Here is a 13,638-nt window from a genome sequence, read left to right as displayed (position 1 = left end):
CCGGCGCGGCCGTCCGGGCACCGAGCCGTGCCGGCGCCGGGCGGTCACTCCACCCAGGAGCCGCCGCGCATCACCCGGACCACGTTCAGGTCGTCGTCGAGCACCACCAGGTCGGCCCGGAGCCCGACCTGGAGCGCGCCCAGCCGGTCGCCGAGTCCGATCGCGCGGGCCGGCGTGGTGGCCGCCATCCGCACGGCGTCCGCGATCGGGATGCCGGCCGCCACCGCGTGCCGCAGCGCCTCGTCCATGGTCAGGGTGCTGCCGGCGATCGCGCCGTCGCGGGCCAGCCGGGCCACCCCGCCCGCCACCGTGACGGCCTGGCCGCCCAGCTCGTAGTCGCCGTCGGGCATGCCGGCGGCGGCCATGGCGTCGGTGATCAGGGCGGCCCGCTCCGGGCCCGCCGTCGAGGTGGCGAAGGTCAGCATCCCGTCGTGCAGGTGGACGCCGTCGGCGACCAGCTCGCAGACCACGTTCGGGGCGTCGAGCAGGGCCACCACCGGGCCGGGCTCGCGGTGGTGCACCGGCCGCATCCCGTTGAACAGGTGGGTGCCGACGCTCGCGCCCGCCGCGACGGCGGCGCGGGTCTCGTCGTACGTGGCGTCGGTGTGGCCGACGGCGGCGACCACCCGGTGCGCGACGAGCAGCTTGACCGCCTCCAACGCGCCGTCCCGCTCGGGGGCGAGGGTGACCATCCGGACGGCGCCGTCGCCCAGCTCGATCAGCTCTGCCAGCTCGTCCGGGGACGGGTCGCGGAGGAACTCGGGGTTCTGCGCGCCGCAGCGGGCCGAGGAGAGGTACGGCCCCTCGAAGTGGATGCCGGCCAGCACCCCCTCGCCGACCAGCGGCGCGAAGGCCGCGGTGGCCGCGCGCATCAGCTCGAACGGCGAGCTGACCAGGCTGGCCAGCAGGGTCGTCGTGCCGTGCCGCAGGTGGAAGTCGGCGGCCTGCCGGGCCTGCTCGGCGTCGCCGGTCGTGAAGGTGTGCCCGCCGCCGCCGTGCGTGTGCATGTCGACGAAGCCGGGCACGATCCAGTGCCCGTCGCGCACGGACGGGTACTCGGCCACCGCCGTGATCCGGCCCCCGTCCAGCTCCACGCAGCCCTGCCGGATCACGCCGGTCGGGGTCACCACCTTGCCGTTCACCCGCGTGGCCATCACTTCTCCAGACTGTCGAGGGCGAGCAGGGCGGCGCCGAGGCAGCCGGCCTCGTCGCCGAGGGCCGCCGCGACCAGGCGCGGCTCCCGGTGGAACGTCATCCGCTCGTGCAGCGCGGCCCGCAGCGGTTCGAGCAGCAGCGCGCCGGCCTGCGCCAGGCCGCCGCCGAGCACGACGGTCTCCACGTCGAAGAGGGCCTGGCCGGTGGCGAGGCCGTCGGCGAGCGCCTCGACGGCCTCCCGCCAGACGTCCGCCGCCAGCGGCTCGCCGGCCGCGGCCCGGTCGGCCACGTCGGCGGCGGTCGCCGGGACACCGGCCAGGGCCGTGTAGCGCCGGCCGATCGCGGCCGCCGACGCCACCGCCTCCAGGCAGCCGGGACGGCCGCAGCCGCAGGCCGGCCCGCCGGCGCGTACCTGGATGTGGCCGATCTCCCCGGCGGCGCCGTGCGCGCCGGTGACGGCCGTGCCGTCGACCACGTGCGCCGCGGCGATCCCGGTGCCGATCGCGACGAAGAGGACGTGCGCGGAGTCGCGGCCGGCGCCGAGCCGCGCCTCGGCCAGGCCGCCGGCGCGCACGTCGTGGCCGAGCGCCGTCGGCAGCCCGAGCCGCGCCCGTGCCAGGTTCCGCAGCGGTACGTCCCGGAAGCCCACGTTCGCGGACCAGACCGCGACCCCGCGCGCCTCGTCGATCACGCCGGGCACGGCGACGCCGAGCGCGACCGGGGTGAGCCCGTCGGCGCGGGCCTTGCCGGCCAGCCCCTCGGCGACCGCCAGGACGGTGTCGACCACGGCGTCCGGGCCGCGCCCGGCGTCGGTGGGGTGCCGCTCGGCGTGCAGCACGGCGCCGTCCGGCCGGACCAGGGCGCACTTCATCCCGGTGCCGCCGACGTCCAGCGCGACGACGACGTCGCCTGCGCTCATGCGAGAACCACGGACCGGCTCAGGTGCCGGGGCGCGTCGGGGTCGAGGCCCCGGCTGGTGGCGAGCGCGACGGCGAAGCGTTGCGCCAGGATCAGGTCGGCCATCGGGTCGACCGGCGTACGACCGGCGGCCCAGCTACCGAGCACCGTGCGGCAGCCGTGGGTGCGGCTGTGCACGAACGCCGCGCCGGTCGCCGCCACGTCCTCGGGCAGCCCGTCGGGCAGCTCGCCGAACGCCCAGACCAACCGGCCGGGAGCGGCGATCGAGATCGGGCCGTGCCGGTAGTCCATGGCCGGGTACGCCTCGGCCCAGAAGGTGGCCGCCTCGCGGCACTTCAGCGCCGCCTCCTGGGCCAGCCCGACCGTCCAACCCCGACCGAGGAAGGTGGCCTGCTCGATCCGGGCCGGCTCGATCGGCAGCGGGGCGCGCACCGCCACCTCCGCGTCGGCGGAGAGCGCGGTGATGTTGTCGCCGAGGTGGGCGCGGAGCAGGGCCAGCGCGGTGGTCGCGAAGCGGGTCTGCACCACCGAGCGCTCGTCGGCGAACGGCATCGGCACCGCCGCGTCGGCCAGCGAGGCGGCGGGGGAGGCGGGGTCGCCGACCAGGACGGTCGTCGGCACCCGCCCGCGCAGCGCGGCGAGCAGCTCGGTGACCTCGGTGGTGGTGCCGGAACGGGTGATCGCGACGAGCCGGTCGTAGCGCCGCCCGGCGGGGAACTCGGAGGCCTGGAAGGCGTCGGTCTCGCCCTGGCCGGCCTGCTCGCGGCGGGCCGCGTACGCCATCGCCATGAACCACGACGTGCCGCAGCCCACGACGGCGACCCGCTCGCCCTGGCGGGGGAGGTGGTCGGCCGCGGTGGCGGCGACCCGCGCCGCCTCCCGCCAGCAGTCGGGCTGGCTCGCGATCTCCGCGTCGACGTACGACATGAGAACTCCTACGCAGGGGAGCGGTGCGCAATACGGCTCGTTAAAGCCGTCTTTCGCGCGTTATTCTGCGCGAACTCGGCTGGCCGTGGCAACCAGCCCCGTCATCGAGCAGGACGTGGTTTTGCGCCCTCGTAGTTTCGCGCACTACTGTGCACGCAATCAATCACCGACCGCGCAGTAAGTGGAGGCCCTGGGGTGGACCGGTACGCCAGATGGAACGCCCTGCTCGAAATGCTGACCGACAGCGGCCGGGTCAGCGTCGAGGAGGCCGCCGAGCGGCTGGACGTCTCCCAGGCCACCATCCGGCGTGACTTCGACCAGCTCGCCCAGCAGCAGATGATCACCCGGACCCGGGGTGGCGCGGTCGCCAACGGCGTCTCGTACGACCTGCCGCTGCGCTACAAGACCGCCAAGCACTCGGCCGAGAAGCAGCGGATCGGCGCGGCCGCGGCGGCGCTGGTCTCCCCGGGCACCGTGGTGGGCCTCAACGGCGGCACCACCAGCACGGAGGTCGCGCGGGCCCTCGCCGTGCGGCCCGACCTGAACACCAGCGCCGAGGGTGCCCAGCTCACCGTGGTCACCAACGCGCTGAACATCGCGAACGAGCTGCTCGTCCGCTCCCGGATGAAGGTCGTGGTGGCCGGCGGCGTGGTCCGCCCCAAGTCGTTCGAGTTGGTCGGCCCGCTGGGCGGGGCGCTGCTGCGCGAGGTCACCCTCGACGTCGCCCTGCTCGGCGTCGACGCGATCGACCCCCAGCTCGGCGCCGCCGCCCACCACGAGGGTGAGGCGGCGATGAACAACCTGATGGTGGCCCGGGCCAAGCGGGTGGTGATCATCGCGGACTCGTCCAAGCTGGGCGGTCACGCCTTCGCCCGGATCTGCCCGGTGGACCGGGTGGAGACGCTGGTCACCGACTCCGGCGCCAACCCGGACGTGGTCGCGGCGTTCCGCGCCGCTGGCGTCACCGTCATCTGCGCCTGACGTGAAAGGAAGGGCACCTTCCTAACGTCTGGTGCATAGGAAGGGGCCCTTCCTTTCATCCGATCGGCGTGGCGATGCATACCGGGTATTGCACTCCGCTGCATACCGCGTATGGTGTCGCGTGTCATACGCCCATCGGGGGAGGTGCAGCTTGCCAGCTGTCCTGGAGATCGAAGGTCTCCGCAAGACGTACAAGAGTCGTCGGCGCGGCACCCGCAACGCGCTCGACGGCTTCGACATGCGGGTCGAGGTGGGGCAGGTGCACGGCTTCCTCGGCCCCAACGGGTCGGGCAAGACCACCACGCTGCGTACGCTGCTCGGTCTGATCCGGCCCGACGGCGGCCGGATGGCCATCCTCGGCCACGAGGTGCCCGAGGCGCTGCCCGCCGTCGCGGGCCAGGTCGGCGCGATCGTGGAGAGCCCGCAGTTCTTCCCGCACTTCTCCGCGCGGGACACGCTGTCCCTGCTGGCCGGCGCGGGTGACGTGCCGCCGCGACGGATCGACGAGGTGCTGGAGCTGGTCGGGCTGCGCGACCGCGCCGGCGAGCGGGTCAAGACGTACTCGCTGGGCATGAAGCAGCGGCTCGCCGTCGCCTCGGCCCTGCTGAAGAACCCGAAGCTGCTGATCCTCGACGAGCCGGCCAACGGGCTGGACCCGGGCGGCATCCGGGAGATGCGCACGCTGATGCGCACCCTCGCCGAGTCGGGGATGACCGTGGTGCTGTCCAGCCACATCCTCGGCGAGATCCAGCTGATCTGCGACTCGGTCACCATCATCTCGCTGGGCCGACGGGTGGCCTTCGGCCCGGTCGAGGAGGTGCTCGCCCGGCACTCGTCCGGCGCCGTCCGGGTGCGGCTGGAGGCGGTCACCGACCTGCCGATCGCCGCCGAGGCGCTGACCCGCGCCGGGATCCGGGTGGACGGCCAGCCCGACCACCTGATGCTCGCCGGCGTCGACAAGCCGGCCACCGTGACCCGGCTCCTCGCCGAGCAGGGCCTCTACGTCAGCGAGCTCGCCCCGGTCGCCGTCGACCTGGAGAGCGTCTTCCTCGAACTGACCGCCACCGCGCCGGTACCCGGCCAGCACCGGCAGGTCGACCAGTCCACGAAGGTAGGCGGGGCGGGGCAACCCGGTGCCGCCGGAGGAGGGTGGGGCGCGTGAGCCTCTACCGTACGGAGCTGCGCCGGCTGGCCAAGCGGCGCTTCACCCGCTGGATGAGCCTGCTGGGCCTGCTGGTGCTCGCGGCCGTGGTGGTCGGGGTCTTCCTCACCAACGAGAAAATCGACGCCGCCGCGCTGGCGAAGGCCGAGCGCGCCGCCGAGCAGCAGTGGCAGCAGGACGTGGTCCGCAACGAGGAGTACCGCGCCGAGTGCGAGCGGGCGAAGGCCGCCGGAAACAGCCAGGCCAGCGGCTTCCCGGATGACTGCGCGCTGATCCAGCCGCCGCCCCGGGAGGCGGTCGAGTCGCGGTGGTTCCTGCCCTCCACCTTCGACTTCCGGGAGAACTTCGGCTTCACGCTGCTGCCGCTCGCGGCGATCCTGGCGCTGGTCGGGTTCGTGGTCGGCGCCTCCTTCGTCGGGGCGGAGTGGAACACCGGCGGCATGATGAACCTGCTGCTGTGGCGGCCGAAGCGGCTGACCGTACTGCTGACCAAGCTGGCGGCGCTGCTCACCGGGCTGCTCGCCCTGGCGGTGCCGACGACGGCGGTCTGGTTCGGCAGCTTCTGGCTGGTCGCCACCTTCCGCGGCAGCACGGAGAAGATGACCTCCGGTGTCTGGCAGTCCTTCGCCCTCACCGGGCTGCGCGGGGTGGTGCTCGCCCTGATCACCGCGACGATCGGCTTCGCGCTCGCTTCGCTGGGACGGCACACCGCGATGGCGCTGGGCGGGGCGATCGGCCTGATGGTCGTCGGGCAGTTCGGCCTCGGCATCCTGTTGCAGATGGCCGGGGTGCAGTTCGCCGAGGCGTGGCTGCTGCCCACCTACGCGGCGGCGTGGATGCAGAAGAAGGTGACGCTGGAGGACTGGAACGCCTGCCAGGCCACCTACTTCGGCGAGTGCAAGCCGGAGACCCTGGACATCACCTGGCAGCACTCCTCGGTGTTGCTGGCGGTCGGGTTGACGGTGATCCTCGGCGCGGCGCTCTGGGCGATGCGCCGGCGGGACATCTCCTGATCCCGGCGGTGCGACCGGCGGCTCTCCCCGGCCCCCGGTCGCACCGCCCCGGGCGGGACGTGACAGGCGGGCGCCCGACGACCCGCCGCGCCCTCCACCGGGCCACCGATCGTCCCGGTGACGATCGGCACACCGCCGCCGCCGACGGCGTGTGTGCCGTTGGCCGGCGGACACGGGGCGAACCGGCCCGGTCACGTTGCGGCACTGTCGTCCGATGCGAACCGGGTGGGCCCTGGTTAGGCTGAGGTCCCCCCGGTCGGCGTCGTGTTGTGCCGCCGGCCTGCCCATGAGGAGCGCCATGCAGCCCGCCGACGCCGCCCCGGCCGCCACCGAGCCGTCCACGGCGGACCGGGCGGACGCGACCGGCGAGGCGCACGACGCGGGCGCCCTCGTCCCCCAGCCCCGGTCGGGCTCCGACCCCGGGGTGCCGGCCGTGCCGCAGCCCCGCACGGCGGCCGAGCCGGGCGCGGGCGCGGCCGGGACGCCGCCCGGCGAGACCGACGCCCCGGCGGACGGCCGGCCGGCCGGCGGGCTCACGGAGCGGGAGCGGGGCATCCTCGCCTTCGAGCAGCAGTGGTGGCGGCACGCCGGCGCCAAGGAACAGGCCATCCGGGACACCTTCGGCCTCTCCGCCACCCGCTACTACCAGTTGCTGAACGCGCTGCTGGACAACCCGGCCGCGCTGGCCGCCGAGCCGGTGCTGGTCGGCCGGCTGCGCCGGCTGCGCTCCTCCCGGGCCCGTAACCGCCGCCGCTGACCGCCGTCCCGCCGCCCCGGAGCCGCGCCGCAGCGCCATGCCTGGCCTCCTGGGCGGTGTTCGGCACTGCCATCCGCGCCCTGTGGCCGGTTCCGTACGGGTCGGTCGTTCCGGTCCGGTTTCCCGTCCTGCCCGGACCGGCGGGACGGAATGTCGACGAGCCGCGCGGGTAGGCGGCAGACGAACCCGCCGCGTCCCGCGGCTGGTTCACGTTCCGGGTCGTGACCCTGCGGCCCGGGGCCGACGGAGGGAGCGGGCGATGACGGGAATCAACCCGAGCCGGCCACCGGACGGTGCGACCGGCACCGGGCAGCAGGCCCGGCAGCAGGCATCCCGGGTCGGGCACCACGCGGCCCAGGCCGGCGGGCAGGTCGCGCACGCCGCCGCGGAACAGGGCGGACAGGTCGTCTCCGAGGCCCGGCGGCAGGCGCGGAACCTGACCGGTGAGGCCGGTACGCAGTTGCGCGACCAGGCCCAGGCGCAGCAGCGGCGGGCCGCCGACGGGCTGCGCGGTATCGGGCGCGAACTCGGCTCGATGGCGGAGCGGAGCGAGGACTCCGGGACGGCCGCCCAAATGGTCCGCCGTGCGGCGGACGCCGCCCAGCAGGCGGCCGGCTGGCTCGACGAACGCGAGCCCGGGGCGGTGGTCGACGAGGTGCGGTCGTACGCGCGCCGGCACCCGGGGACGTTCCTGGCCGGCGCGGCCGTGGCCGGGGTGCTCGTCGGGCGGCTCACCCGGAACCTCACCGCCTCCGGTGACGGGGCGCGGGGCGCCGGCCAGCCGTCGACGCCGCAGCCGGGCGCCGAGCCCGGGACTGGCGGGCCGCAGCCGTACGAGCGGGCGGTCGAGGCGCCGTACACCGCCGAGGAGGCGTACCCGCGTAGCGAGGCCTACCCGCGCGAGGAGGCGTACACCGGGATGGCCCGGGTGCGCAACGCCTCGCCGCCCGGCCGGCCGGGGCCGGACATCCCGGGCGGGGTGGCGCCGTGAGCGCCCCGGAGAAGGAGCGGACCCAGGCGTCGGTCGGCGACCTGCTCGGCGACGTGACCCGGGACGTCTCCACGCTGGTCCGCAAGGAGATCGAACTGGCCAAGGCCGAGCTGCGCGAGGAGGCGACCCGGGCGGGCAAGGCCGCTGGGATGTTCGGCGGTGCCGCACTGGCCGGCTTCCTGACGGTGCTGTTCGTGTCGTACGCGCTGTGGTGGGGACTGTCGAACGTGATGGACCAGGGCTGGGCCGCGCTGATCGTGGCCGTCATCTGGGCCGCGGTCGCCGGTGGCCTGCTCGCCAACGCGCGAACGAAGATGGCGCAGCTCCGCTCGGTGCTGCCCAGGACGAGACAGACCGCACGGGAGATGCCGAACGCGGTGCGAGGCCGGTGAACCAGCCGGGAGGGAGCAGATCATGTCCAACGATCCGGACCGGATCCGGTGGGAGATCGAGAACACCCGGAACGAACTGAGCAGCGACGTCGACGCGCTGGCCGACAAGGTCAACCCGCGGCGGGTCGCCGGTGAGCGCGTCGGGCAGGCCCGTGGCGCGCTCACCCGGGCCAGGGAGAAGGTGATGGGCGTGCAGTCGGACGGGCACGGCGCCGGTCAGCGCATGTCGCACGCGACCGAGTCGGCGCGGGCGTTCGGGGAGCAGTCCCGCGAGCAGATGTCGCACGCGGCCATGTCGGTGCGGGACGACGCCCGTTCGCTGGGGCAGCAGTCCCGCCAGCAGGCGCAGGGCAATCCCCTCGCCGCCGGCCTGATCGCCTTCGGCGCCGGACTGCTGGTCTCGTCGCTGATCCCGCCCAGCCGGCCCGAACGGCAGTTGGCCGGGCAGGCCAGGGGCAAGGTGACCGAGCACTCCGGGCAGTTGCGCCAGCAGGCGAGCCAGGTCGGCCACCAGATGCGCGACAACCTGCGTGACAACATGCGCGGGCCGGCGCAGCGGGCGGCGCAGTCGGTGGGCTCCACGGCCCTCGGGGGCGCGTCGGCCGTACGGGAGCAGGGCCGGTCGGCCGCCCACCAGGTGCAGGGGCAGGCGCATGCGGCCGCCGACGACCTCCGTCGCCGCTGAGGCGACCCGGGTGGTCGGGGCGGCGCGGACGATGCGGGTGAGTTCCGCGTCCGCGCCGCCCCCCGGCCGGCCGGTCAACGAGGACCTGGTCTTCCGGTTCGGGCCGCTGGTCGGCGTGCTGGACGGCGCCACCGTGCCGGAGGGCTTCGACACCGGCTGCGTGCACGGGCCGTCCTGGTACGTCCGGCACCTCGCGGCCCGGCTCGGGCTGGCCGAGGCGATCCGGCCGACGGCGACGTTGACGAGCAACCTGGCGGCGGCGATCCTGGCCGTCCGGTCCGACCACGGCGACGAGTGCGACCTGGGCCATCCGGGCACCCCGTCGAGCACGGTCTGCCTGCTGCGCGACGGCGGCGACCACCTCGACTACCTGGTGCTCTGCGACAGCCCGCTGGTGCTGGAGGCCGGCGGCCGGGTGAGCGTGGTCACCGACGACCGGCTGGACGCCGCGATGGCGGAGTTGCGGGACACGGCGGCGGCGGTGCCGGCCGGCCCGGCCGACCGGGCCACCCGGCTCCGGCAGGCGGTCGCCGTGCAGCGGGAGCGGATGAACCGGACCCACGGCTACTGGGTGGCAGCCGCCGACCCGGACGCGGCGTTCCACGCGGTGACCGGGACGCTGCCGCTGCGCGGGCCGGGCGCCGTACGTCGGGCGGCGCTGCTCAGCGACGGCGCGTCGGCCGTGGTGGAGCAGTTCGGTCTCCTCGACTGGGCGGGGCTGCTGGACGTGGTGAGCGCCGACGGCCCGGGCGCGCTGGTGGACCGGGTACGCGCGGCGGAGCGCGACCACCCGGACCGGTTGCGCCGGCACAAGCCGGCCGACGACGCCTCGGTGGTGCTCTGCGAGTTCGACGCCGACGCTCCGTGACCGCGCGGGACGGGCGGCCGGGGCGCCGGTGGGCGCCCGCCGACAGCGGAGCGTGAGGTGGAACACGATGCGGTCCGACCGGCCGATACCTTCCGCCGGACCGCCAGTCGGAGTTCGATGGGGTGGACTTGGGCCGGTGGGGCCGGCAGACTGCGGCACGTGGCGGGAACGGTCCGGTTGGAGCCGGTGGACGAGCGGAACCTGGAGCCGTTGCTCTCCGTAGCGGCTGCCGAGGCGGAGCCCGGCGATGTGATGCCGCCGGTGGAGGCTCCGGCGGGCTGGTCGCACGCCCGCCGGGAGGCGTTCCGCGAGTTCCACCGGGCGAGCTTCGCCGGCCTGAGCGGTCCCACCGGGACCCAGATGTACGCGATCCTCGCCGGCGGCGAGGTGGTCGGCATGATCCGGATGAGCCGCCGCGACGAGCCGGGCGCCGTCGAGACCGGGATGTGGCTCGGCCGGTCCGCCCGGGGCCAGGGCATCGGCCCGGCCGCTTTGCGTGAGCTGCTGAACGAGGCGGCGGCGGCCGGAATGCGGCTCGTGGTCGCGGAGACCACCGTCGACAATCACGGGGCGTTGTCGGTGCTCTCCAAGTGCGGGGCAAAATTGCGCGAGGGTGACGGCAAGGTGCATGCCGAGATATGCCTCGATTCGACGCCGCCCGCTTTGTGACGACCATTCGTCAGATCTTTCCTTTCTGAGGTTCTCGCTGCTCGTAGCGGTTCGACTGCCCGATTTGCGCGGTTGACGAGGGCCGTGCCGTGGGCTCCGGAAATGGTTCCGAGAAAAGGCGGAAATGTTTCGCCGATAGGCCATCGGGTACTGCCCGCCGGGTCCGATTGAACGGGACACCTGATTGCGGTCCGGCACGTGCTGATCCCCGGCGGCCATTTTCGACCGCTGCCGTCAGGTGTCTGCCGCTCCGGGGAGCGAAGGAGAACTGATGAACAGCGGAGCACGAATCGGGCTCGCGGTGGGCTTCGGCTATCTGCTCGGCCGCCGGCGCAGGTTGCGTACCGCCCTCACCCTGGCCGCCGCGGTCGCGGCCGGCCGCGCCAGCCGGGAGCCGGGCGGGCTGCTGAAGGCGGGCGGCAACCTGCTGCAGTCGTCCCCCCAGCTGGCCAACCTCGGTCGCCTCGGCGGGCCGCTCGCCGCCGCCTCCAAGGCGGCTGCGACCGCCGCGGCCGGCAGCGGCATCGACGCGATCAGCGGCAAGCTGCGCGGCTCGGCCGACGCGCTGCGCCGCAGGGGCGGCGCCGGCGCGCCCGACGACGGGTCGGACGACGACCGGCCGGACCGGGACACCGACGCCGACCAGCGGGGGCGGTGACCATGGTGGGCACGACGAATCCCGGCGCCCTCGGCGACAAGGTCCGGGGCCAGCTCGCCGGCGAGGCGCGGAACCTGGCGAGCGCCATCGGCGAACGCGCCGTGCAGGTGGTGACGGAGCGGATCACCGGCGCGACCGGACGCCTCAGCGACTACGCGAAGCAGGGCGGTGGCCCCGGCCTGATCGCCGCCGCGACGGGCGCGCAGAAGCTCGCCGAGGGCGGGTCGCCGGTGAAGGCGTTGGTCCATGCCGGACTGGCCGGCGGTAAGGAGAAGGTGATGTCGGCGCTCGGCAAGGGCGGCAAGGGCGGCAAGGGCGGCGGGAAGAAGCTCAAGGTCACCAACATCGTGGAGGCGATCGAGGTCGGTGTGCCCGTCCGGGTCGCGTACAACCAGTGGACCCAGTTCGGCGACTTCCCGAGCTTCATGAAGAAGGTCGAGAACGTCGACACCGAGGCGGACGAGAAGCTGACCTGGAAGGCGCAGGTCTTCTGGTCGCACCGCACCTGGGAGTCGACCATCGTCCGGCAGATCCCCGACAAGCTGATCCACTGGCGTTCGAAGGGCGAGAAGGGCTCGGTCGACGGCACGGTCAGCTTCCACGAGCTGTCGTCCGACCTGACCCGCATCCTGGTCGTGCTGGAGTACCACCCGCAGGGGCTCTTCGAGCACACCGGCAACCTGTGGCGCGCGCAGGGCCGCCGCGTCCGGCTGGAGCTGAAGCACTTCGTCCGGCACGTGATGACGCAGACCGTCCTCGACCCGGACTCCGTGCAGGGCTGGCGGGGCGAGATCGAGGACGGGCAGGTGGTCACGGACCACGAGACCGCCCTGCGCGAGGAGCGCGACCGGCAGGAGCAGGCCGAGCGGGAACAGGCCGAGCGGGAGGAGCGCGGGCGGCGGCGACCGGAGCGCGAGCGCGGCCGGGGCGAGCCCGAACCGGAGCCGGAGGAGGAGGTCGAGGAGGAGCCGCGCGCGGAGCGCCGGCCCGTCGAGCGTGGCCGCCGTCGGCCGCCGCTGCGGCGCCGTCCCGCCGAGGAGGAGTACGAGGACGAGTACGACGAGGGCGACTACGGCGAGTACGAGGAGGAGCCGGAGGAGGAACAGGCGCCGCCGCGTCGCCGCGCCCCGGAGCGGGCCCGGCGCCCGCAGCCGCGCGAGGAGCCGCTGCCCCGCGAGGAGGCCCGGCCGCGACGCGCCCCGGAGGCGCCCCGCCGGCCCGTGGTCCGCCGTCGACGGGAGGAGCGGGAGTGACGATCGCAACGAGTGACGATCAGGTCGGCGGCGCGCTGGAGCGCGGCGGAGCGGGTTCCAGCCTGGCCGACGTCGTCGAGACGGTCCTGGACAAGGGCGTGGTGATCGACGCGCAGGTGTCGGTCGCCGTGGTCGGCATCCAGTTGCTGGAGATCAACGCCCGGATCGTCATCGCCAGCGTGGAGACGTACCTGCGCTTCGCCGAGGCGGTCGACCGGTTCGACATCACGCCGAAGGGTCAGAAGGGGCTGCCCGACCTGGTCGAGGGTGCTTCCGGGGCGGTCGGCGCCCGCAAGGCGGCGTCCGGGATCGGCAAGACCGTCGGCGCGATCGGCGGTGCGGTCCGGGACGCCGTCGGCGAACTCGGCTCCGACGACCGCGACCGCGACCGTGACCGCGACCGGGATCGCGACCTCGACCGACCCCGGCGGCGCCGGGACGAGGAGCGTTGAGATGGCCGAGGAGACCGGACTGTTCATCTACGGCATCGTGCCCTCCGACGTGGAGCCGACCCCGGACGCCCCCGGGATCGGCGACCCGCCCGGGGAAGTGGCCGCGATCCGGCACGGTGAGCTGGCCGCGCTGGTCAGCGAGGTGAGCCTGACCGAGCCGATCGGCCGGCCGGCGGACCTGACCGCGTACCAGGAACTCGTGGACGGCACGGCGGCCGTGGCCCCGGTGCTGCCGGTGCGTTTCGGCACGGTCGTCACCGGCCCCGACGCGGTGGCCGACCTGCTGGAGGCGCACCACGAACGGTTCGCCGCGGCCCTCGACGAGTTCGAGGGGCGGATCCAGTACGTCGTGCACGGCCGCTACCACGAGCCGGAGCTGATCGCGGAGATCCTGGCGGAGAACCCGGCCGCGGCCGAGCTGGCCGACCAGGTGCGCGGGCAGCCGGAGGCGGCCACCCGGCCGCAGCGGATCCGGCTCGGCGAGATCATCAGCCAGGCGGTGGAGCTGCGCCGCGAGGCGGAGAACCGGCAGCTCGTCGACGCTCTCGGCCCGCTCGTCGTGGCGAGCGCGCCGCGACCGCCGAGCAACGAGTTGGACGCGGCGAACGCCGCCTTCCTGGTCGAACGGGACCGGGAGGACGAGTTCGTCGCGGCCGTCGAGGAGTACGCCGAGCAGCGCCGGGAGTTGCTCCACACGCGCCTGCTCGGCCCGCTCGCCCCGTACGACTTCGTCAGCGCCCACCAGTTGGTGGAGTGA

At 74.5% G+C, this 13,638-nt stretch carries 16 protein-coding genes; 13 read left to right on the top strand and 3 right to left on the bottom strand.

Going from position 1 to position 13,638, the window contains the following annotated elements; genetic code table 11:
* Positions 1-44: 44 nt before the first annotated feature.
* The 3 genes from nagA to ACZ6Q9_RS19050 are packed head-to-tail and all read right to left on the bottom strand — an operon-like array spanning position 45 to position 3,000.
* Positions 45-1,154: an N-acetylglucosamine-6-phosphate deacetylase gene (gene nagA, locus ACZ6Q9_RS19060; RefSeq protein ID WP_393264582.1), complete on the bottom strand. Its 1,110-nt coding sequence runs from the start codon at positions 1,152-1,154 to the stop codon at positions 45-47.
* Entirely contained in the window at positions 1,154-2,074 is a 921-nt protein-coding gene (locus ACZ6Q9_RS19055) for an ROK family protein (RefSeq protein WP_396829120.1), read from the bottom strand. Before ACZ6Q9_RS19055 ends, nagA begins: the two co-directional genes overlap by 1 nt.
* The gene (locus tag ACZ6Q9_RS19050) at positions 2,071-3,000 is read right to left on the bottom strand and encodes an SIS domain-containing protein (protein WP_393264587.1); all 930 of its coding nucleotides are present in this window, start codon (positions 2,998-3,000) and stop codon (positions 2,071-2,073) included. The genes ACZ6Q9_RS19055 and ACZ6Q9_RS19050 overlap by 4 nt, the downstream gene beginning before the upstream one ends.
* Positions 3,001-3,195: 195 nt before the next feature.
* Here ACZ6Q9_RS19050 and ACZ6Q9_RS19045 point away from each other — a divergent pair, with 195 nt between their 5' ends.
* The 13 genes from ACZ6Q9_RS19045 (at position 3,196) to ACZ6Q9_RS18985 (ending at position 13,638) form a co-directional block, all read left to right on the top strand.
* The gene (locus tag ACZ6Q9_RS19045) at positions 3,196-3,981 is read left to right on the top strand and encodes a DeoR/GlpR family DNA-binding transcription regulator (protein WP_357696204.1); all 786 of its coding nucleotides are present in this window, start codon (positions 3,196-3,198) and stop codon (positions 3,979-3,981) included.
* Positions 3,982-4,132: 151 nt separating this feature from the next.
* The gene (locus ACZ6Q9_RS19040) at positions 4,133-5,143 is read left to right on the top strand and encodes an ABC transporter ATP-binding protein (protein WP_393457176.1); all 1,011 of its coding nucleotides are present in this window, start codon (positions 4,133-4,135) and stop codon (positions 5,141-5,143) included.
* The gene (locus ACZ6Q9_RS19035; protein WP_393457179.1) at positions 5,140-6,156 is read left to right on the top strand and encodes an ABC transporter permease subunit; all 1,017 of its coding nucleotides are present in this window, start codon (positions 5,140-5,142) and stop codon (positions 6,154-6,156) included. Before ACZ6Q9_RS19040 ends, ACZ6Q9_RS19035 begins: the two co-directional genes overlap by 4 nt.
* A gap of 298 nt (positions 6,157-6,454) precedes the next feature.
* Positions 6,455-6,913: a DUF3263 domain-containing protein gene (locus ACZ6Q9_RS19030; protein WP_393457182.1), complete on the top strand. Its 459-nt coding sequence runs from the start codon at positions 6,455-6,457 to the stop codon at positions 6,911-6,913.
* Between the two features lie 259 nt (positions 6,914-7,172).
* Complete coding sequence (locus ACZ6Q9_RS19025) at positions 7,173-7,904, top strand: hypothetical protein (RefSeq protein ID WP_393457185.1); 732 nt, start codon at positions 7,173-7,175, stop codon at positions 7,902-7,904.
* Positions 7,901-8,296 (top strand): phage holin family protein, encoded by a 396-nt coding sequence (locus ACZ6Q9_RS19020; RefSeq protein WP_363700859.1) that lies wholly within the window; start codon positions 7,901-7,903, stop codon positions 8,294-8,296. Before ACZ6Q9_RS19025 ends, ACZ6Q9_RS19020 begins: the two co-directional genes overlap by 4 nt.
* Before the next feature lie 22 nt (positions 8,297-8,318).
* Positions 8,319-8,981: a DUF3618 domain-containing protein gene (locus tag ACZ6Q9_RS19015; RefSeq protein WP_393264599.1), complete on the top strand. Its 663-nt coding sequence runs from the start codon at positions 8,319-8,321 to the stop codon at positions 8,979-8,981.
* Positions 8,950-9,849 carry a hypothetical protein gene (locus ACZ6Q9_RS19010; RefSeq protein ID WP_393264602.1) on the top strand — a complete coding sequence of 300 codons (900 nt, stop codon included), beginning with the start codon at positions 8,950-8,952 and terminating at the stop codon, positions 9,847-9,849. The genes ACZ6Q9_RS19015 and ACZ6Q9_RS19010 overlap by 32 nt, the downstream gene beginning before the upstream one ends.
* A 159-nt stretch (positions 9,850-10,008) precedes the next feature.
* Positions 10,009-10,518: a GNAT family N-acetyltransferase gene (locus ACZ6Q9_RS19005; protein WP_393264605.1), complete on the top strand. Its 510-nt coding sequence runs from the start codon at positions 10,009-10,011 to the stop codon at positions 10,516-10,518.
* A 271-nt stretch (positions 10,519-10,789) separates the two neighbouring features.
* The gene (locus ACZ6Q9_RS19000; protein ID WP_393264607.1) at positions 10,790-11,176 is read left to right on the top strand and encodes a hypothetical protein; all 387 of its coding nucleotides are present in this window, start codon (positions 10,790-10,792) and stop codon (positions 11,174-11,176) included.
* Positions 11,177-11,178: 2 nt separating this feature from the next.
* Entirely contained in the window at positions 11,179-12,429 is a 1,251-nt protein-coding gene (locus ACZ6Q9_RS18995) for an SRPBCC family protein (RefSeq protein ID WP_393264609.1), read from the top strand.
* Positions 12,426-12,881 carry a gas vesicle protein GvpJ gene (gene gvpJ / locus ACZ6Q9_RS18990; protein ID WP_466021414.1) on the top strand — a complete coding sequence of 152 codons (456 nt, stop codon included), beginning with the start codon at positions 12,426-12,428 and terminating at the stop codon, positions 12,879-12,881. The genes ACZ6Q9_RS18995 and gvpJ overlap by 4 nt, the downstream gene beginning before the upstream one ends.
* 1 nt (position 12,882) lies before the next feature.
* Complete coding sequence (locus tag ACZ6Q9_RS18985; protein WP_393264610.1) at positions 12,883-13,638, top strand: GvpL/GvpF family gas vesicle protein; 756 nt, start codon at positions 12,883-12,885, stop codon at positions 13,636-13,638.

It is taken from the genome of Micromonospora sp. NPDC049139, from assembly GCF_055586845.1.
Note: the sequence above shows the minus strand (reverse complement) of the source record. Positions and strands in the feature narration are given on the sequence as shown.

Excerpts from the sequence above, each read along its gene's own strand:
- nagA (WP_393264582.1), bottom strand. The coding sequence starts at position 1,154 with ATGGCCACGCGGGTGAACGGCAAGGTGGTGACCCCGACCGGCGTGATC.
- ACZ6Q9_RS19055 (WP_396829120.1), bottom strand. The coding sequence starts at position 2,074 with ATGAGCGCAGGCGACGTCGTCGTCGCGCTGGACGTCGGCGGCACCGGG.
- ACZ6Q9_RS19050 (WP_393264587.1), bottom strand. The coding sequence starts at position 3,000 with ATGTCGTACGTCGACGCGGAGATCGCGAGCCAGCCCGACTGCTGGCGG.
- ACZ6Q9_RS19030 (WP_393457182.1), top strand. The coding sequence starts at position 6,455 with ATGCAGCCCGCCGACGCCGCCCCGGCCGCCACCGAGCCGTCCACGGCG.
- ACZ6Q9_RS19025 (WP_393457185.1), top strand. The coding sequence starts at position 7,173 with ATGACGGGAATCAACCCGAGCCGGCCACCGGACGGTGCGACCGGCACC.
- ACZ6Q9_RS19015 (WP_393264599.1), top strand. The coding sequence starts at position 8,319 with ATGTCCAACGATCCGGACCGGATCCGGTGGGAGATCGAGAACACCCGG.
- ACZ6Q9_RS19010 (WP_393264602.1), top strand. The coding sequence starts at position 8,950 with ATGCGGCCGCCGACGACCTCCGTCGCCGCTGAGGCGACCCGGGTGGTC.
- ACZ6Q9_RS19000 (WP_393264607.1), top strand. The coding sequence starts at position 10,790 with ATGAACAGCGGAGCACGAATCGGGCTCGCGGTGGGCTTCGGCTATCTG.
- ACZ6Q9_RS18995 (WP_393264609.1), top strand. The coding sequence starts at position 11,179 with ATGGTGGGCACGACGAATCCCGGCGCCCTCGGCGACAAGGTCCGGGGC.
- ACZ6Q9_RS18985 (WP_393264610.1), top strand. The coding sequence starts at position 12,883 with ATGGCCGAGGAGACCGGACTGTTCATCTACGGCATCGTGCCCTCCGAC.